We start from the raw sequence: 18,622 nt of genomic DNA on the forward strand, positions 1-18,622 counted from the left end.
CGGGACAGGTGCTGACGGCGCGCGTCGAACTGCTCGATCCGTCCGACCTTTGCGCGGCCACTACGATCGGCAGATGATCGGACGGCACGACCGGCAAGAGACGGACGAGCAGATGCAACTCGCTCTGCGCGCTATGCAACAAGCCAGGGGCGCGTATCGGGAACTCGTGGATCAGCTACCAGCTCCGGTCTTGGGGTCAATGCTGGACGCCGAACGTGTACACACGGCCAGAGAGCCTCTGGACACACTCGTGATGATGCACCGAGCGCGGGCCACTGAGAACCTTGATCGGGTCCTTGAGGTGATGTTCGATGACGATAATGGGCGGGTGTTGGCGTATCCGTTCTCGCCCTATGCACTGATCCGGGCTGCGGTTGAGGCCGCAGCAACGGCCATGTGGTTGGTCAAGTCGAATCGCAAGGCTGACCGAGTTCTCCGGGCGCTTCAGCTCGCTTACCGCAACGCACAGGAGGCGCTCCGGTTCGCTGAGGTGATCAAGGGAGTCCGGGACTCTGCCCCTGCGCGTCACGGGACGGCCCAAACCATCCAACGGCTGAACGAGCTCAAGGCCACCGTCGGGCCGCTACGGCAGGTGGAGTTGAGCTCACCACCGAGGTACACAGCCATACTCACGGCCGTTTCGCCGAAACCTCGCGGCTCAGAACCCGGCTACGACCTGTCTTCGCCACTCGTCGTCTGGAAAGCGAGCAGCGCCTTCCTGCATGGGAGCGAACAGGTCATGCGCGCGCTGAGTGATGTCCGCCAGATGGAGGATTTCACCGATGGTGTTGCCTCCTTCGAGATCACGCCAAGCCTGCAGATGCTCGCGGTTTCAATACGCACGTGTGTGGAACTTATCTCCAAAGTCGATGAGCGCTACGTCTACCTCGCCACGCATGACTACAGCGGACACCTCGTCGACCACTGACCAGTCGGAAGCAACTGGAGGGCGGGCCCGGCAGGCGCGCAGCCGAGGCTACTGCTCGGTTCACACCTGTCGCGGTCAGATTCTGCACCTCACCCCGGAAAGGGCGAGTTCGCCATAGTCGCCGCTGCATCCCTTCCAACCGCCAGCAACTCACTCATCGTCGCGGGTATTGAAGCGCACGTCAGGTATGCCCCAAGCCGCTGGCGCTATCCGCTCCGGCAGAGCGCGCATCCGCCGAGTGGTCGAACGGCGAATGCTCGCTTCCGGACCGAGGTTACAATCGAGGCTCGCGCACAAGGAAGGTTCCTCGTGGAACGAACCAATAGACCCGCGCTGGCATGAACAAGTCAGCGCGCAAGAGCCCCGCGTCGGGAAAGACGCGAGGATCGCAGCCTCCAACGAGGACCGAGTGGGTGGTCGAGCACCGCTGGGGTTTGATTATCTCTCTCTCCGCTGTCATCTTCTGTGTCAGTGGCGTCTTCGGTATCCTCTTCGTCCCCGAAGCCATTCTCCAAAACTGGTTCCCCTCTCTTGACGACGAGGAACGAGCGAAGTTCCTTTGGCCGGCGGCGCAAGCTGTGCTGTTCACCTTGGGTGGGGCTATCGCCGTTTTCGGTGTCGCGTTGAGCATGGCGAGGCATCGCGAAGAGCTCTTGGCGCGATCTCGTGCGGAAGCGACTTTGCGACTGGATCGAAAGAAGGAGCGCACCAGGCAGCGCGAAGCAGAGCAGCAGAGACGGATTGCGCAGGAGATCAGTTTGCGTGAACGATTCGTCACAGCGACTGACCTCCTAAGCGACGCCACCGCGCCCGTCAAACGCACCGCGGGTATGTATGCACTTGCTGCCGTTGCGGACGCGTGGCTGGAGCTTGGTGAGCGCGATGAGTGCCAGACATGCCTCGATGTTCTCTGCGCGTATCTCAGGGCACCGCTCCCGCACGATCGCGCATCCTCTCAGCCGGAAGAGAGCGCCGTCAAGCGTGCTGGCTATGACCTCATCCGCGCGCGGCTGATGCCGTCTGCAGCCGGGGAGTTGCCATCCTGGTCGGGCTTCTCCTTCAACTTGACCTCGGCGGTGATCGATTTCTCCGTGAACCTCACTCGGCTTCTCTGTGTCGGTGCCACTCGGATCAGTTTCGAGCAAGCAATCGTCACCGGAGGTGGGGTGCTCCTCTTCGACTCGACCACAATGGGCGGGGCCGCGTATCTTCGATAGATGTTCGCGACGGGGGGCGTGTGATCGCGTCGAACCTCGACCTTCACGCCGAGTCCCGAATCTTGCTGAGCGGGGCCACGGTCTCCACGGACTCAAGCATTGCAATCACGGACAGTTACCTCCACGACGACACATCCGTGTCCATTAGCGACGCCCGAGTTGAAAACGGCGGCCGTATCACCGTCCAAGGGATAAAGTTGCGCGGCTCCGCAAACCTCCTCGCGGTGCGCATCAGATCGTACGGGGATAAGAGCCGTGTCCACTTCCAGGAATTCGATCTCTGGGATAAGTCTGCTGTCGTCGCGAGAGGCGCGAGAGCAGAGGCGCGCGGCGTGATTACGGCGCGGGCGATTCGTCTCATGGATCAGAGTTCGTTCGATCTGTCACGTGCTCGGGTGCGAAACGACGCCAAGGCGGAGCTCATCGGCTTCACGACTTTGGGCAAGTCGACGCTTATGATCCATGAGCTGAAGCTCGAAGGTGGATCGGTGATCGTGGCACAGGGAACGCTTGAGGATGATTCACGAGTCCAAGCCGGCTTCGAGGTTGTCGGAGCGAGAGCAAAGCCAGTGCTCTCGAAGATCCGCCTGCGAGGCAAGTCCGAGCTTCGTATCGAACGAGCCCATTCCGATGAACTCGGTCGAGTCTGGATTGGCAGTGATCGGATCGCGGATCCAGATTCGCGGGTCCTCGGATCCGTGGCCTCTCACGGCGGGGTCCTCATCACTACCGCCACGCCTTAGTTCGTCGGACGGGAGCGATCTTCTTCTCCATGAACGTTGCTCCCGCAGGAGAGCGGGAGTACCATCCGAGTTATGTGAGTCCGGCGCACCGGGCCCCGACCCCGCCAGGAGGCGGTCATGCGTATTCTCCCTTGGGTTCAGCCGACCCCGGAACAGTTGACGATTCTGCTCGAGAACCGGCCGGGCGTTTTCGTCGTGAACGGTGCAGCGGGAAGCGGCAAGACCACGACCGCGCTGCTTCGACTGACAGCCCTCTGTGGTAGATGGTTGAGCCGTAAACGGCGACTGAATCTTCCTGATCCCGTTCGCGTGCTCGTGTTGACGTACAACACGACGTTGGAGGGATACATCCATGAGCTCGCCAAGGCGCAAGTCGCGGGCAACGACCTTCTCGCCGCAGCGGTGCGCGATCGCGACCTCATTCTCGATGTTAAGACGTTCGCCCAGTGGGCAGTCGATCTATTGCCTCCCGGCGCATCACCGGATGCGGATGATACGAAGGCGTTGCTGGGCCGGTTCGCCGATGTCTTCGGACTGACGCCGCGGTTCGTCCGCGACGAAGCGGAGTATGTCCTTGGTCGGTTCCGCGAGGGCGAGTTGGAGAGCTACATCTACTGCACGAGGGACGGGCGTGGTGCGTCTCCGAGGATGGACGCCAAGACCCGTCGGCGGCTGCTCGACGAGGTGATCTACCCGTACCTCGCAGAAAAGGAAGTGCATGGTGTGCGGGACTGGCACGACGTCACAGCCGAAGCGGCAGCCGTCGAGACAGGGCACTGGGACATCGTCATCGTCGATGAGGCGCAGGATTTTGCGGCCAACCAGATCCGCACTCTCGCTGCGCATCTCGCGGACGATCACAGTGTGACGTTCGTGATGGACGCCGCGCAGCGGATCTATCCGCGCTCTTTCACATGGAAGGAAGCCGGCATCACGGTCGCTGCCTCACGAAGGTTGGAGCGCAACTATCGCAACACCGCTCAGATCGCAGCCTTCGCTCGTTCCCTCCTCGATGGCATGAGTGTCGGGGACGGGGGTTCTCTTCCCGACTTCAACAGTGCGACAGCAACCGGCCCGAAACCCCGCCTCCTTGTGGGCCGCTTCAGTAGCCAGCTTTCCTGGGCAGTGGAGCATGTGGTGAAAACGGCCAACCTCCGCGACGAGTCGGTGGCGTTTTTGCACCCACTCGGCGGCGGATGGTTCAGTTTCGTCAAGACTGGGCTCGCTGCCGCGGGGGTGCCGTTCGTGCAGCTCACCCGGGCGAGCACGTGGCCGGCGGGTGAAGAGACCGTTGCCTTGTCGACCATTCACTCCGCGAAGGGGCTGGAGTTCGACCACGTCATCATCCTCGGGTTGAACCAGCAGGTCACCCCGCACGGCGATGAAGAAGGAGACGCGCAGTTGGAGTACCTTCGTCGGCTCCTTGCGATGGCGATCGGACGCGCGCGGAAGACCGTCACGATAGGGGTGAAGGGCGGTGAGGAGTCAAACCTGATCGCACTCCTCGACCCCGCTACGTACAAGCGGGTGGAGCTGTGACAACGATCGAGGACTTCGTTGCCGAGCGGGAGATCACGGAGGTGCTGCACTTCACTACGAACCACGGACTCATCGGGACTGTTTACGCCCGCGCGCTCCTGAGCCGCGACGAGCTCACCGCAGATGATCTCCTAGGAAGCGTTCGCTTGTTGAACTGCTCCACTCGAAAGGACCCGGACTGGACAGGTCACGTGAGCCTGTCCATCACCGCGGTCAATAAAGACTTCTTCGGGTTCTCCACAGGATGGCATCCGCCCAAGGACGGTCTCTACTGGGTGGTGCTGTCCTTCTCGCCCTCTCTGCTCTCCGACCAAGGCGTCGTGTTCACCACCACTAACAACACCTATGCCGCGACGGTGAAGCGCGGAGAAGGTCTCGACGGGCTCGCTGCGCTCTACGACCCCGAGGTGCCCTGGGGCTACTTCGGGTACGTCGCTCGACGCAATGCCACGACCCCGGTCAACCAGCCGACGCACGTGCAGGCGGAGGTGCTCTACCCCGGCCGGGTCGATCTTGCGCACCTTCAGGCGATCTACGTTCCCACCGACGACCACATCGACGATGTTCGAGCAATACTCATGTCCCTTGGCTGGACTGCCGACGTTCCGGTCAAAGTCCGTCCGGAGGTTTTCAAATGAGCAATCGACGCGATCGCACTCGTTCCTCGATGGTTTGGGCCGCATGGGCAGACGCTCTCGGATTCATCTCCGAGCTGACAACAGCCCAGAACCTACAACGTCGCACGCGCGGTCGAGAACTGACTTTTCCGATGTCGTGGAGCCGCATCGTAGGCGGCCGGGCTGGCGTGCGCGTAGAACTCCCCGAAGGATGCTACTCGGACGATACGCAACTAAGGCTGTCCACGTCTCGAGCGATCGGGAACCACGGTTTCGACGTGGAAGCTTTCGCCCGAGTCGAGCTTCCCGTGTGGTCTAGCTACGCACTCGGGGGCGGTCGAGCGAGCAAAGCTGCCGCCACCGCGATGTCTAAGCAGCAAGCGAACTGGGCGACCAACTTCTTCGATGGATGGGAGAAGGCCGGCGGAAACGGTGCAGCCATGCGCATCCAGCCGCACGTCTACGCTGCCGCAAACCTGCGTTCCGACGCCTATCTCGACGACGTAGTCCGCAACACTATTGTCACTCACGGCCACCCCCGGGCAATCGTTGGTGCCGTCTTTCACGCCGCCGCCCTCGGATACGCACTCGACCAAGGTGTGGTGCCGTCGCCAGCTGTCTTCGGGGAGCTACTCGAAACAACCAGCAGAGCTTTCGTGGCCTTCGTCCGTCAACCAGAACTCGCCGCCTACTGGCGGCCGCAATGGGAACGAAAGGCGGAAGCCTCTCTCGAGCACGCCTGGAACGCCACGGTCTCCGAGCTCGCCGATATCCTGCGAACCGCGATGCCCGCGCTGGCCGCACTTCGCGACGCTGCCGGCGATCGAAACCTCGCCAGCGTCCGCTACGACGACCTCGTCCGAATCCTGCGCCTTGACGACGAAACGATCCGCGGAAGCGGCACGCTCACTGCCGCTGCCGCGCTGCTGCTTGCTGTGGCCTTCCCGCAGCACCCGGCAGAATCCGCTCAAATCGCCGCCGCTCGCCTTAACACGGACACAGACACCATCGGGACGATGGCGGCCGCGATCGTCGGCGCGGCATCCCCGCGCACCCTCCTGAGCCCCGTGCTCGATGAGGCGTACCTTGTCGATGAAGCGGACCGGCTCTACGACGTGTCGCAAGGGCGCCGCGTAGAGATGTTCCCGTACCCAGACCTGCTGCGCTGGCAGCCCCCGAAGTCTGCGCTCGAGGCGGTCGGCCTTGTCGACGGGCAGCTCGCCCTCGCCGGCTTGAGTTGGCTCAGCGTCACCGGACCGCCAGCAAAAAACAAGGACAGCGTCTGGGTCTGGGCGCGGACCGCATTCGGCCAGTCTGTGCTCGTGAAACACCGTGCCCATCCGCGAGAACTCCCGTTGCCCAATCGACCCGCGGTCGGCTCTTCAGCGCGCATGCGGTCAGAGGAGGGGGTTCTCTTCCCGGAGCTCGAGTACGTCGCCGATGCCGAACTCGCAGACCATCCTCAACAGGCCGCTCCGCTTCCTGCACCCCTCTTCGGCGATGAGCTCGACCCTGCATCGTCGAGGCTGAACGAGCTGATCGAAGTCCTCCGCGAAGAGAACTACAGCGAAGCGGCTGTCGGCCGGGCTCTGCTGGCGGTTCTTCACGAAGGCACACGCGCGGAGCTTGACTTCCTCCTCGAGCACCTCACCTCTCGGTAAGCGGCACGCCGGGGCCGCGCCGGCACCCCGACGTTGCTCTGCCATGCCGCGGCTCGAACCAACTCATCGATTGCCTCGCGCACTGTGCGGCTGTCCGACGGCTCTGCGCGAGAATCCAACTCCCCGAATGTCCCACTTATCTCGAGGACAAGGTCCGGAGCGATCTCGGCGAGCTGAGTATTAAGCCCTTCAAGCAGTGACTACCATCCTGGTCGCGCCCCGAGACGCGTGAAGAGGTCGTGTTCGAATCGCTTGATCAGGCGCCGCGTAGCGGACGGATAGTCTTCATCGACTTCGGTCCCGTCTCTTCGCGCATGGTGCGTCCGCGCCGCACGGGAGAGCTGGCGACGACGGGAGCGCGCACGAAACTGAGTTCCGCCGCGTGGTGCTCGCTGTCGGCACGGGGTCGCCGCTCGCCGACGCGCTCACGGAGATGGCCGCGCGACTGCAGCTTCCGGGGCTCTCCCGTGCGATCGACCAGGTGACCGCCGCGCTCGAGCATGGCGCGCCGCTCTCGGCCGTCCTGCATGCGCAGGCGGGGGACGCTCGCGAGGACGCCAAGCGGGTCCTCATCGAACAGGCCGGTCGGAAGGAGATCCTGATGCTCCTCCCGCTCGTCTTCCTGATCCTCCCGCTGTCCGTGCTCTTCGCCATCTACCCCGGTCTCTTCATCCTGCGACTCGGCATCGGCTGAGCGACCACGAAAGGACGACATGCACACCTCTCGACCACGGAGCACCACCAGGGATGCCTCGCTCACCCCCGATCTCATGGACGATCTCGTCGGCGACGAATCGGGGGACGTACCCGGATGGGTGCTCGTCACACTGATGACGGGACCTGCACCCTGGTCCGTCTCAAACAGGCGAGGAACGCGCTGGCGGTGGCAACCTTTCTTTCGCGCGACCCTAGGGTGGAGAGATGTCAATGTTCCGATCCAAGAAGCCGCAAGCACCGGAGCCCGTATCGGTGGAAGTGCCTAAGAAGGGAGTGCGAGTCGCGGAAGTGTTCACGCCTTCGGTTCCCGCAGGCCGCGGTTTCGTCGGTCGAGAGGTCGAGATGAAAGACCTACGTACCAAAGGCCTGAGAGTCCCCGGAACTCAGATAGTTGTCTGGGGTGAGTCCGGGGCTGGGAAGTCATCTCTCATCAACAAGGCACTCCTAGATGAGGGCCTCACTGCGGTCAAGACGTCGTGCACGCCGGACTCGACGTATTCTGAGATTCTGGCCTCTGCGTTCGCGGGTACGGGTGCTTTCTACGTTGCAGAGAGCACCGAGGGCACTGAGGGGAGCGTTGCTCTCGCGAGCACCTTTGGTAGCGAACTGATCGGAGCGAAGGTCGAGGTCACTGGGGCGGCGAGTGTGGCTTCAGGAGTAACTCGCCAGCCGATCACGGCGCCACAGCTGAGCCCGCAGCGACTAGTAGCAGAGTTGGGTGCCCGAGATCTTTCCTGGGTGATCGAGGACTTCCACAAGGTTGCCGAGACCGAGCGCACCAAGATTGCTCACGCGCTCAAGGTCTTTGCCGATGAGGGCGCTCGCTACGAGTCCACCCGCGTGATTGTGCTGGGAGTCTCGGAGTCCGTTGACGAACTCGTCGCTGGCGCGACAAATGTTGGAAGCCGGTTGGTCGACATTCAGGTTCCCCCGCTCGGACACGACGAACTCGGCAAGATCCTCGATGTTGGAGGCAGACTCCTCAATCTTGATTTCTCGACCATTCGAAGCGAACTGCTTGACACTGCGGTCGGCACGGCAAGTATCACCCACGCGCTTGCGCTCGCCTGTTGTGATGAACGCGAGGTGACCAAGACCGTCGACGAGACCACTGTCTTCTCCAAGAAGGACTTCGTTGCGGCGGCACAGGGGTACGTTCGAACCCGGTCGGGTACCGTTCGTGCGCGCTTCCGTAGCGCGTTGAAAGTGCATCGCAAACGCACCTACGACAACACGGAGATCATTCTTCGTGCGCTGACTCAGTTGCCAGAAAGCGGCGGAACAGTGGGTGAGATTCTCGCCATTATCAGGCGGGAGCACAAGGATTACCCTTCGTCGAATGCGACCCACTACCTTCGCGAACTCCAAGAGGAGCAACGGGGCGCGCTGATTCGCAAGACCGCGTCGGGCGAGTTCAGGTTCGACGAGCCTCTGCAGCACGCTTACGCCAAGTCGTACTTTGGCTTGGCTTCCTCGTCCCATCCCGCGAAGGAGCAGCTCGCCACAAGCGCCTGGCAAGATGCACTCGATGCGCTTGTCGTGAACTGGGCGAGCATCGCTGCTGACCTTGCAGCCGACCACGACTCCCTTGTCGACGCCGAGGATGAGCCCACCGACTAAAATCAACGCCACGGTCCGGTGGGGCGGAGCGTCAACCTTGCGGGAACTGAACCTACTCACGCTGATGACGAGGGCCGCGGCCTGGTCATCAGTGTGACTCGACCGGCGGCCCGCCAGGTCTACGCCATCGTCGCCGTAGACGTTATGGGCCGTGAGACACTGAGGCGTCGAGGGGAGCCGCATGGCCGGCGTGTCTGATGAGCGGCGAGTCGAGCTCGAACAGCAACTTGTTGATGTGCAGGCTGAGCTCGCAGAGATCTCGAAGCAACGGCTGAGCTTCACCGCCAGCATGTTCGACCCGCTACGGGAGAAGTCGGAGGAGCTCGAAGCGACGGCCGACCGCATCCGCAACGAGCTGGGCGCTCCCGCTGCCCAGGGGCGTCCGCCCCGCGCGGACGGGCGCGGATGGGCGCTCGTCGCAGCTAGCGCCGTCGCCATCGTCGCTGCCATCTGGTTCTTCATGCGGTGACGGGCGCTCGCGTTTGTCGATCGGGCGAGCTGGTGAGCTTCGGTGCCACCGCCGCCCGTGGGGCCGCCCGGCCGGGATCTAGCACCATTCACACTGATGACCGCCGGTCTCGTGGTGCTCATCTGGGCGGTCGCCGGCCCGGCGCTCAGCGCACTGTTCGAGCAGGCCATCCAACGCGTCTCCGGTCTCTGACAGGTCTCCCTGATGACTGTCGATCCACCGCGGCGCCTTCTCGGCGATGAACGCGGATCGAGTCCCGTGGAGTTCGTGCTCGTGGGCACGCTCCTCACCCTTCTCACTCTCGCTGTCATGCAGCTCGCGCTCGCCGTCTACGTGCGCAATGTCGTGCACGACGCGGCGGTCGAAGGGGCCTACTACGCGGCCCTGGCAGACACGCCCATGGAACAGGGCGTGGAGCGCGCCCGCGCGGCGATCACCCTCGCGGTCGGGGCCGAGTACGCCCACGATGTGACGGCCGTTCGATCGACGGCACTGGATCGCGCGACGATCGAGGTGCGCGTCCGAACGACGCTCCCCGTGATCGGGCTGCTCGGGGTGCCCTTCGCGTTGGAGGTGCAGGCGCATGCGCCGGAAGAGTCCTTCGATGATTGATGACGAGGGTTCCGCGGCACTCGAATTCATCACGGTGGGCGTCATCCTGCTTGTGCCGTTGGTCTACCTGATCATCGCGCTGGGCGCGATTCAGGAGCAGACACTGGGAGTCGGGGCGGCCGCGCGCCACGTCGCGCGCACGATCGTGCTCGCACCGGATGCCGCCACTGCAGCAGTGCGGAGTGAGCTCGTGCTCGCCGACGTCACCGATCAGTACGGCATCGATGAGGAATCGACCGAGGTGTCTGTGGCGTGCGTGCCCGTCGGGACGGAGTGTCCGTCGGCCGGCGCCGTCGTGACCGTCACGGTCACGACGTCGGTGTCCCTGCCACTGATGCCGGCGGTCTTCGGATCGGACTCGGCGGCCGCGATCCGAGTCGAGGGGTCGGCGGTCCAGAAGGTCTCTCGCCTGTGGGGCACGGGATGAGAGGGGCGAGTGACGACGGAAGCGTGCTGCTGCTGACGCTCGGCTATGCCCTGCTGGCGCTCGCACTCATCTTCGTGAGCGTCTGCGCGACCGACCTCTACATCTCGCAGAAGCGGCTGGATGCGATCGCTGACGCCGCAGCGCTCGCCGGAGCGGACGGCTTCACCCTGGCTGTGGACGGAACGACGGCACGGGCGGGCCTCACCGATCAGGGGGTCAGAGAGCAGGTCGACGCACTGCTCGCCGCGCTGCCGTCACCCGTGGACCTCGATTCAGCGTCGAGCCCCGACGGGCACTCAGCACGTGTGACCGTCTCGACCCTGTGGCATCCGCCGCTCGTGTCACTGTTCGTGACCGACGGGGTGCGCCTCGAGGCGACGGGGACGAGTCGCACCGCTCTGGGGTGATCGTTCGCTCGGGTCGACCTGCACGAGGGCGACCTCCGCCGGATGCGACGTCAGCTCACCAGACGATCGCGCAGTCGTCGCACCCGCCCGGCGAAGCCCTGCGGCACCTGCGACGGCAGCGCGTCGATCGCCCACCAGCGCACGTCCTCCGACTCGTCGCTCACGATCAGGTCGGCATCGTCGCTGATGACGACGCCGATCCCGATGTCGAGATGGGATGCGCACCGACCGAACGCCGAGGACAGCGCGTGATGATCGAGGTCGTACACGAGCGGTTCCGCGCTGGCGGAGACGTCCACACCGGTCTCCTCCCGCAGCTCGCGCAGAGCGGCATCCGCCACAGAGGTGTCGTCGGGTTCGAGATGACCGCCTGGCTGCACCCAGAACTGCCCCTTTGCGTGGAAGACGAGCAGCGTGCGAGTGAGTGAGCGGTCGAACACGAGCGCCGAAGCGGTCGCGTGATCGGGACCGTCGTCGCGGGAGACCGGCCCATGATCGTCGGCGAAGAACGTCGCGAAGTCGGCCGCGGCATCGCGATCGTGATCCGTCGACGACGGAGCCGCGACGACCAGGCGGCGCACGTCTGCGCGGAGGGCAGCGGTCATGACTCCTCCTGTGTGCTGCGCGGAACGAAACGCGGGATCCAGCGGATGAATCCACCCGCGCCGATCAGGCCGATCGCACCCATCGCCGCTGCGGCGATCGGCAGTGACGCGATCGCGACGATCGCCGACACCAGCAGCGGAGCGGCCGCTCCGCCGGCATCCGTCAGCGTGCGCCACGAGCCGAGGAACGCGGCGGGCTCCTCCTTCGGCGCGACGTCGGCGCCGAGTGTGAGCAGAATGCCGCTCGAGAGCCCGTTGCCCACCCCGAGCACGGCGGCGAACATGCCGAACCACAGGACCGCGGCTTCCAGGTCGTGCGTGAAGGAGAGGGCCAGGAACCCCGCGCCCATCAGCACCATCGCCGGCATAGCCGCCCACAGACGCCCGAACCTGTCCATCACCTGGCCGCTGGCGTAGAACAGGGCGAAGTCGATCGCTCCCGAGATTCCGACGACGAGGGCGATGGTCGAGGCGTCGAGTCCGAGTGAGAGTCCCCACAGGGGAAGCACGACCTGACGTGCCGATCGCACCGCGGACAGCGACGCGGCGGCGAGTCCCAGTCGTCCGAGCACGCTGCGCTGTTGCCACATCGTGCGGAATATGCCCGCGCGCGCGGTCGTCGGAATCGAGCCCGTGACCGGTTCGCCGGAATCATCCGCGAGTGCGGCGGTGCGCACAGGGATCGTCGGGGCGATCGTCTTCTCGGGATCGGGGCCCAGCAGCACGAGCAGCACCATCACGACGAGACAGCCCAGGAAGAACCAGATCGCGGCTGATTCCGAACCGAACAGCTGCAGGAGCCCAGCGGCGACGAACGGCCCGATGAAGATTCCGAGGCGGAAGCTGCCACCGAGGAGCGAGAGCGCGCGAGCACGGAACGCGAGGGGAACCCTCGTCGTCATGAACGCATGACGCGCCAGGCCGAAGGCGGCCGCGCAGAACCCCAGGAGGAACACGGAGGCGGCCAGCACGCCCAGCGAGGGGGCGAACACCATTCCGACGCCGGCGACGATCGCTATCGCACCCGCGATCACCATCGTGAAGCGCTCGCCGATGCGCGCGACGGCCCAGCCCGCAGGAAGGTTGCCGCACAGCTGACCCACGACGAGGGCGGATGCCACCAGGGCGGCGAAGGCGACGTCGGCGCCCATCCGCGCAGCGATCACCGGGATAAGAGGGATCACCGCGCCTTCACCGAGCGAGAACAGCACGGTCGGGAGGTACACCATCGGTCCGAATCGCCTGAGGACCGTGGATGCGCTGCTCACCCGATTCACGCTACTCCCGTTCGAACGCCGTCCCCGCCCGCAGGGGCGGCACGTTAGGCTGGACGCGACATGCTCGAACTCGATCTCTCCGCCGACATCCAGGCCCTGCGACTCACCTACGGTGACATCCGCGAGGTCATCGATGTCGAGACCCTCCGCTCCGACATCGCGCGCCTCAGCGAGGAAGCCGGCGTGCCGGACCTCTGGGACGACCCCGAACGCGCCCAGAAGGTGACCAGTGCTCTGAGCCACCGCCAGTCGGCGCTCGCCAGAGTCGAGGGCATCGGTCGTCGGCTCGACGATCTCGAGGTTCTCGTCGACCTGGCGAACGAGATGGGCGACGAGGACTCCGCGGTCGAAGCACGCGCCGAGCTCAACGCGCTCACCGAGATCATCAATCAGCTCGAGGTGCAGACGCTGATGGACGGCGAGTACGACGAGCGCTCCGCCATCATCACGATCCGCTCGGGTGCAGGCGGCGACGACGCCACCGACTTCGCCGAGATGCTCATGCGCATGTACCTGCGTTGGGCCGAGCGCCACAAGTATCCCGTCAAGGTTCTCGACACCTCATACGCCGAGGGTGCCGGCATCAAGTCGGCGACGTTCGAGATCGACGCTCCCTACGCATTCGGAACGGTGTCGGTCGAGGCAGGGACGCATCGCCTCGCCCGCATCAGCCCGTTCGGCTCGGCGGACAAGCGGCAGACGTCCTTCGCCGCTGTCGAGGTCATCCCTCTCATGGAGGAGGCGACCGAGGTTGACATCCCCGAGAACGACATCCGAGTCGACGTCTTCCGCTCGTCGGGTCCCGGCGGGCAGTCCGTCAACACCACCGACTCCGCCGTGCGCCTGACTCACCTCCCGACCGGCATCGTCGTCTCGATGCAGAACGAGAAGTCGCAGATCCAGAACCGTGCTGCCGCGATGCGCGTGCTTCAGACCCGACTCCTGCTGCTGCAGAAGGAGGAGGAAGCCGCGAAGAAGAAGGAGCTCGCCGGAAACATCACGGCGAGCTGGGGCGACCAGATGCGCTCGTACTTCCTCTACGGTCAGCAGCTCGTGAAGGACCTCCGCACCGGACACGAGTCGGGCAACCCGGCTGCCGTGTTCGACGGCGATCTCGACGGGTTCATCTCGGCCGGCATCCGCTGGCGCAAGCGCAAAGACGAGGACTGAGCGACGCTCGTCTCAGCGGTCGGCGCCTTCGAGGGTGCCCGTGATCTCGTCGTAGCTGATCACGATGCACTGGACTGCGCGGTCGTTCATCCGCTTCCATGACGACTCAGTCGGCACGAACCAGTAGTTGTCGAGCTCCGAATCGGCGTAGGGGATGCCGACGAACTCCTCGAAAGCGACGTCGCACCTCTCGGCCGCGATGGTCTGCAGTTCGTCGTCCCCGGGGAATTCGCCCTCTGGCACATCGAAGATGAAATAGACCTCGTCGGTGTGCGGCGCGTCACACGGAACGATCGGAAGCTCGTACACCTCTTCCTCCCATTCGATGAGCGGAATGCAGTGACCGACCTCGAGTTCGTTGACCGTCACGGTCTCGGTTCCCGCGCTGCCGGGAGAGCCTTTGGCGGTGTCGTCGGGTTCTGTGCTCTGGGTCGCCTGAGGGGTCGAGGTGGACGTCGGCACGATCGACGACAGCCCCGAGGAGCCCAGGGTCAGCAGCATCATGGCGATCGCGACGACACCACCCAGCACGGCCACCGCGATGCCCACCGCTCCCGGCCACTTCGCACCCCGGAGGAACAGGGAGATCAGCGAGAGCACGAATCCGATCCCGAGCAGAACCCCACCAGCCATCGAGATCGGCGGGATGCACGAGAGGACCACTCCGAGCGCGGCCATGCCGAGACCGATGATGCCGAGCACAGAGACCTTCGTGTTCGCCTTCGGAGGCACAGGGCCGTACGACCCGAACCCTGCCGTCGCATCGGGGGAGGCGACGACGCCTGCCGAGGTCGCGGGCATCGACGCGCGCCCGTACTGCGGCACCTCTGCGGAGGCCCCGGGGGAGGGATTCGACGACTGCCAGGCATAGGGCGGTTCGAAGATCGGGTCCGCCGATGCGGCGACCGGGGGCTCCTCAGTGGCATGCTGGCCGTGCTCCTGTGGCGTGTTCGCCACGGACGACGTCTCGGTGGTCACGGTGTGCTCAGTCCAGACTGCGCCGTCCCACCAGCGCTGCCGGCCCGCTCCGTCGTCGTACCACCCTGCCGGGACCGTCATGATCGCCGTTCCGCTCGGGTCTCAGCCGGCCGACGGAGCGACGTCGATGCGCGCGATGTCGCGTCCGGCCTCGTCAGTGACGACGAAGACGTAGGACTCGCTCTGGGCGATGTCGAAGGTGATCGGGCCGCTGACCGTCTGCCCCGGGTCGAGGAGCTCGTTCGGTGCGCCCGTCACGAAGAAGTCGACCTGACCCTCGACTCCCTCTGCCGTCTCCAGAGAGGTGAACAGCGGGTTCGCGGCCGTCGTGCCCTCGACACCGGTCCACGTCGTCTCGAGGGTCACGTAACCGCCGTTGGTCGAGGGGACGCTCGAGCCGTCGCTGGTCGCCCAGCGCGCCTCGGTGACAGTGATCTCGCCGCTCCCGCCCAGGAAGGTGAGTGCGACGGTGTCGCCGATCGTGCCCTCTTCGACCTGCGCGGACCCCGTGCCGTCGTCGGTCGTGCCGTCGTCGATTCCGGTGTCGGAATCGCTCGACGGCGGCGCGGACGGCAGATCGCGCACGGCCTCGGACACCGTCGCGAAGACGATGACGAAGAACATGACGACCGCGATGATCGCGCCGATGATCGAGAGGATGAGTCCGGAGATGCCGGGCCACTTCCTGCCCTTGAGGAAGAGCGAGATGAGCGAGACGATGAAGCCCACGCCGAGCAGGAGCCATCCGAGCCAGAAGATCACCGGGATGCACGACAGGATCGTTCCGAGCGCCGCGAGTCCGAGCCCGACGAGCCCGAGGACGGACGGGCGGGCCGGAGCCACCGGGGTCGTGGCGCCGTATGCGGGCGGGTATCCGGCGGGCGCACCGTACTGCTGTCCGGCGGGAGCGTACGCGGCGGCGCCGGGGTACGAGGGTGAGGGTGCCGCCGATCCCGGGTATGCGGGCGCGGCGGGGTACTCCCGGGGATACGAGGGGGCTGCGGTGCCCGGGTAGGAGGGTGCACCACCTTCGGAGGGACCCGCGGTGTTCGCATACGGGGGCACGATGTCGTCGGTCGGCGTCGGGGACTCCGGAGAGGTGGAACCCTGCTCATGCGTGGTGCCGGCCTCGTCGACAGGGGCATCGGTCACGGGCGCGCCGTATGCGGGCGCGGCGCCCGCGTCCTGGTGGGCGGACGGCTCGGCCGGAGTCTCCGCGTCGGCGCGGGAGTCGGAGGGTGCGGGCGTGTTCCACGACTGGCTCTCGACCGCGGCGACCGACTCGATCGCAGCGGCCGTCTCCGCGGCTGCTGCCGAATCGGGAATCGCGTCGGACGAGGAGTGGCCCGATACGTCAGCCGACTCGGAACCTCGGTCCGTGGTCGCTTCGCCGGTCAGACCGCCGGCCGACTCGCCTGCTGCAGACGGGGCGGATTCCACGATGGGGGCGAAGTGCTCGGTCCACTGGGTGCCGTCCCACCACCGCTGACGCCCGGATCCGTCGTCATACCAGCCTGCAGGCGTCGTCATGGTTCCCCCTCGGAGTATCGTCCATGCTGACGGCACGGATCGGCACCTCCATGTATAGCAGTGGAGTGCGACACGCAGGGGGGTCGAGCGGGGTGTCGCTCGCAGGCAGACGAGGGTGCGCGCTTAGGCTCGAACCGCCATGATTCGGTTCGAGAACGTCACGAAACGCTATCGCGGGACCTCGCGGCCCGCTCTGTCCGATGTCGACTTCGAAGTGCAGCGCGGGGAGTTCGTCTTCCTCGTCGGCGCGTCGGGGTCGGGCAAGTCGTCCTGTCTGAGACTCATCCTCCGCGAGGACGTGCCGACGACGGGTCGAGTCGCCGTGCTCGGCCGCGATCTGCGTTCGCTTGCGAACCGGAAGGTGCCGTACTTCCGCCGCCACATCGGATCCGTGTTCCAGGACTTCCGACTGCTGCCGTCGAAGACCGTCTACCAGAACGTCGCCTTCACTCTGCAGGTGACGGGCTCGTCGCGCGGCTTCATCCAGCAGGCCGTGCCCGAGGCGCTCGCGCTGGTCGGACTCGACGGGAAGCAGAAGCGGATGCCGCACGAGCTCTCCGGCGGCGAGCAGCAGCGCGTCGCGATCGCACGGGCGCTCGTGAATCGCCCCCAGGTCCTGCTCGCGGACGAGCCGACCGGAAACCTCGACCCGGCGACGTCGGTCGACATCATGCAGCTCCTCGCCAGGATCAATGCCGGAGGCACCACCGTGCTGATGGCGACACACGAGGCGGGCTTCGTCGACCAGATGCAGCGTCGGGTCATCGAACTTCGCGATGGCGAGATGGTGCGAGACGAGGTGCACGGCGGCTACGGAGACACGTCGAACATCCCGCGTCTGGTTCCCGAGGAGGTGCGCGGCGCCGCCGCGGCCGCTGCACTCACTGCTGTGCAGGAGGTGCAGCGCCAGACCGCCGACCTCTCGCTGGTCCGCGCCGCGCTCGCTGAGGAGCTCAGCGCGCAGCGCAAGGCGGAATCGGCGTCCGCAGACGCCGTCCCGACCGCATCCGAGACTCCCGAGGCTCAGGCGGCGCCGATCGAGCCGCCGGTGATAGACGAGCAGCCGGCGGTCGCCCTCGCGGCGCGGACGCATCCCATCGTGCTGCCGCAGGTCGACGTCGCCGAGCTCGGGGTGGCCGATCGACTCGGTCTGTCCGACGACGGCACGGAAGAAGTGGGGCCGACGTCGTGAGAATCGGACTCATCCTCGCGGAGGCCCTCGGAGGGCTTCGTCGCAACATCTCGATGGTCATCTCCGTCGTGCTCGTGACATTCGTCTCGCTGACCTTCGTCGGCGCCGCGATCCTGATGCAGGCGCAGATCGGCACGATGCGCGGCTATTGGACCGAGCGGGCGCAGGTCGCCGTCTACATGTGCTCCGACATCTCGGAGCAGGACACCTGCGTCGACGGCGGCGCATCGGAGGAGCAGGTCGACGCCGTGCGAGCACAGCTCGACGGCGAGGCGCTCGCTCCTCTCATCAGCGAGGTCAGCTTCGATTCCAAGGAAGACACGTACGCCAAGCTCGTCGATCAGCTCGGCGAGGACCAGGCGAGCGTGATCTCGCCCGAGCAGGCGTTCGAGGTCTTCTTCGTCACCATGAAGGATCCCGGCCAGTCGCAGGTCATCTCCGAGGCGTTCAACGGTGTCGCGGGGGTGGAGCAGGTCCAGGATCAGCTCCAGTACCTCGAACCCCTGTTCTCCGCCTTGACGGTCGCGACCTACATCGCGGTCGGTATCGCAGCGCTCATGCTGATCGCCGCCATCCTCTTGATCGGCACGACCATCAGGCTCTCCGCGTACGCCAGACGCAAGGAGATCGGGATCATGCGCCTGGTGGGGGCGTCCAACCGCTTCATCCAGACGCCGTTCGTCCTGGAGGGCGTCTTCGCTGCCTTCCTCGGCTCGGCCCTCGCAAGCGCGGCCGTCGTCGCCGGCGTCCACTTCGGCGTCGACGGCTACCTCCGAGGACGCGTGCCGTTCATCACGACCTGGGTGTCGATGCAGGACGCTGCCATCGTCGTCCCGGTGCTGATCGGCATCGGCGTCGTGCTCGCCGCGCTGTCGGCGGGTTTCGCGATCCGTCGCTGGCTTCGCACCTGACC

General features: G+C 65.4%; 18 protein-coding genes and 1 pseudogene. 15 read left to right on the forward strand and 4 right to left on the reverse strand.

The features are described from left to right. The first annotated feature begins 73 nt into the window (after positions 1-73). The 12 genes and pseudogenes from ACZZZF_RS18125 to ACZZZF_RS18180 all read left to right on the forward strand — a co-directional run bounded on the left by ACZZZF_RS18125 (position 74) and on the right by ACZZZF_RS18180 (position 10,957). Entirely contained in the window at positions 74-928 is an 855-nt protein-coding gene (locus ACZZZF_RS18125) for a hypothetical protein (protein ID WP_463499850.1), read from the forward strand. Positions 929-1,341: 413 nt separating this feature from the next. Further along, entirely contained in the window at positions 1,342-2,145 is an 804-nt protein-coding gene (locus ACZZZF_RS18130) for a hypothetical protein (RefSeq protein WP_463499852.1), read from the forward strand. Positions 2,146-2,165: 20 nt separating this feature from the next. Further along, positions 2,166-2,888, forward strand: a complete 723-nt coding sequence (locus ACZZZF_RS18135; RefSeq protein ID WP_463499854.1) for a hypothetical protein — start codon at positions 2,166-2,168, stop codon at positions 2,886-2,888. Between the two features lie 117 nt (positions 2,889-3,005). After that, entirely contained in the window at positions 3,006-4,427 is a 1,422-nt protein-coding gene (locus ACZZZF_RS18140; RefSeq protein WP_463499856.1) for a 3'-5' exonuclease, read from the forward strand. Then, entirely contained in the window at positions 4,424-5,065 is a 642-nt protein-coding gene (locus ACZZZF_RS18145) for a DarT ssDNA thymidine ADP-ribosyltransferase family protein (RefSeq protein ID WP_463499857.1), read from the forward strand. Before ACZZZF_RS18140 ends, ACZZZF_RS18145 begins: the two co-directional genes overlap by 4 nt. A gap of 29 nt (positions 5,066-5,094) precedes the next feature. Further along, entirely contained in the window at positions 5,095-6,705 is a 1,611-nt protein-coding gene (locus ACZZZF_RS18150) for an ADP-ribosylglycohydrolase family protein (protein WP_463499964.1), read from the forward strand. Positions 6,706-7,078: 373 nt separating this feature from the next. Continuing rightward, positions 7,079-7,399: pseudogene (locus ACZZZF_RS18155) on the forward strand (type II secretion system F family protein); the annotation flags it as partial. A gap of 227 nt (positions 7,400-7,626) precedes the next feature. Continuing rightward, positions 7,627-9,042 (forward strand): P-loop NTPase family protein, encoded by a 1,416-nt coding sequence (locus tag ACZZZF_RS18160; RefSeq protein ID WP_463499859.1) that lies wholly within the window; start codon positions 7,627-7,629, stop codon positions 9,040-9,042. 181 nt (positions 9,043-9,223) lie between these two features. Beyond that, positions 9,224-9,511: a hypothetical protein gene (locus ACZZZF_RS18165; protein ID WP_400342084.1), complete on the forward strand. Its 288-nt coding sequence runs from the start codon at positions 9,224-9,226 to the stop codon at positions 9,509-9,511. A 204-nt stretch (positions 9,512-9,715) separates the two neighbouring features. Next, positions 9,716-10,123 (forward strand): TadE/TadG family type IV pilus assembly protein, encoded by a 408-nt coding sequence (locus ACZZZF_RS18170; protein ID WP_295102822.1) that lies wholly within the window; start codon positions 9,716-9,718, stop codon positions 10,121-10,123. After that, the gene (locus ACZZZF_RS18175) at positions 10,116-10,550 is read left to right on the forward strand and encodes a TadE family protein (RefSeq protein WP_233277342.1); all 435 of its coding nucleotides are present in this window, start codon (positions 10,116-10,118) and stop codon (positions 10,548-10,550) included. The genes ACZZZF_RS18170 and ACZZZF_RS18175 overlap by 8 nt, the downstream gene beginning before the upstream one ends. Then, complete coding sequence (locus tag ACZZZF_RS18180) at positions 10,547-10,957, forward strand: hypothetical protein (protein WP_463499860.1); 411 nt, start codon at positions 10,547-10,549, stop codon at positions 10,955-10,957. The genes ACZZZF_RS18175 and ACZZZF_RS18180 overlap by 4 nt, the downstream gene beginning before the upstream one ends. 50 nt (positions 10,958-11,007) lie before the next feature. Here ACZZZF_RS18180 and ACZZZF_RS18185 read toward each other — a convergent pair whose 3' ends face one another. Then, positions 11,008-11,562: an NUDIX hydrolase gene (locus tag ACZZZF_RS18185; RefSeq protein WP_363521705.1), complete on the reverse strand. Its 555-nt coding sequence runs from the start codon at positions 11,560-11,562 to the stop codon at positions 11,008-11,010. Next, positions 11,559-12,791 carry an MFS transporter gene (locus tag ACZZZF_RS18190; protein WP_463499966.1) on the reverse strand — a complete coding sequence of 411 codons (1,233 nt, stop codon included), beginning with the start codon at positions 12,789-12,791 and terminating at the stop codon, positions 11,559-11,561. Before ACZZZF_RS18190 ends, ACZZZF_RS18185 begins: the two co-directional genes overlap by 4 nt. A gap of 108 nt (positions 12,792-12,899) precedes the next feature. On the opposite strand from ACZZZF_RS18190, the gene prfB reads away from it, so the two are divergent. Beyond that, the gene (gene prfB, locus ACZZZF_RS18195) at positions 12,900-14,009 is read left to right on the forward strand and encodes a peptide chain release factor 2 (protein WP_053096937.1); all 1,110 of its coding nucleotides are present in this window, start codon (positions 12,900-12,902) and stop codon (positions 14,007-14,009) included. Between the two features lie 12 nt (positions 14,010-14,021). On the opposite strand, the gene ACZZZF_RS18200 is transcribed toward prfB, so the two are convergent. Continuing rightward, complete coding sequence (locus ACZZZF_RS18200; RefSeq protein ID WP_463499862.1) at positions 14,022-15,068, reverse strand: DUF2510 domain-containing protein; 1,047 nt, start codon at positions 15,066-15,068, stop codon at positions 14,022-14,024. A 21-nt stretch (positions 15,069-15,089) separates the two neighbouring features. Beyond that, entirely contained in the window at positions 15,090-16,517 is a 1,428-nt protein-coding gene (locus ACZZZF_RS18205; RefSeq protein WP_463499864.1) for a DUF2510 domain-containing protein, read from the reverse strand. 139 nt (positions 16,518-16,656) lie between these two features. On the opposite strand from ACZZZF_RS18205, the gene ftsE reads away from it, so the two are divergent. Continuing rightward, positions 16,657-17,709, forward strand: coding sequence for a cell division ATP-binding protein FtsE (gene ftsE, locus ACZZZF_RS18210; protein WP_053096931.1), 1,053 nt, complete (start codon positions 16,657-16,659; stop codon positions 17,707-17,709). Beyond that, positions 17,706-18,620 (forward strand): permease-like cell division protein FtsX, encoded by a 915-nt coding sequence (gene ftsX / locus ACZZZF_RS18215; protein ID WP_463499866.1) that lies wholly within the window; start codon positions 17,706-17,708, stop codon positions 18,618-18,620. The genes ftsE and ftsX overlap by 4 nt, the downstream gene beginning before the upstream one ends. Positions 18,621-18,622 lie beyond the last annotated feature (2 nt).

Source organism: Microbacterium sp. AC215 (assembly GCF_979258645.1).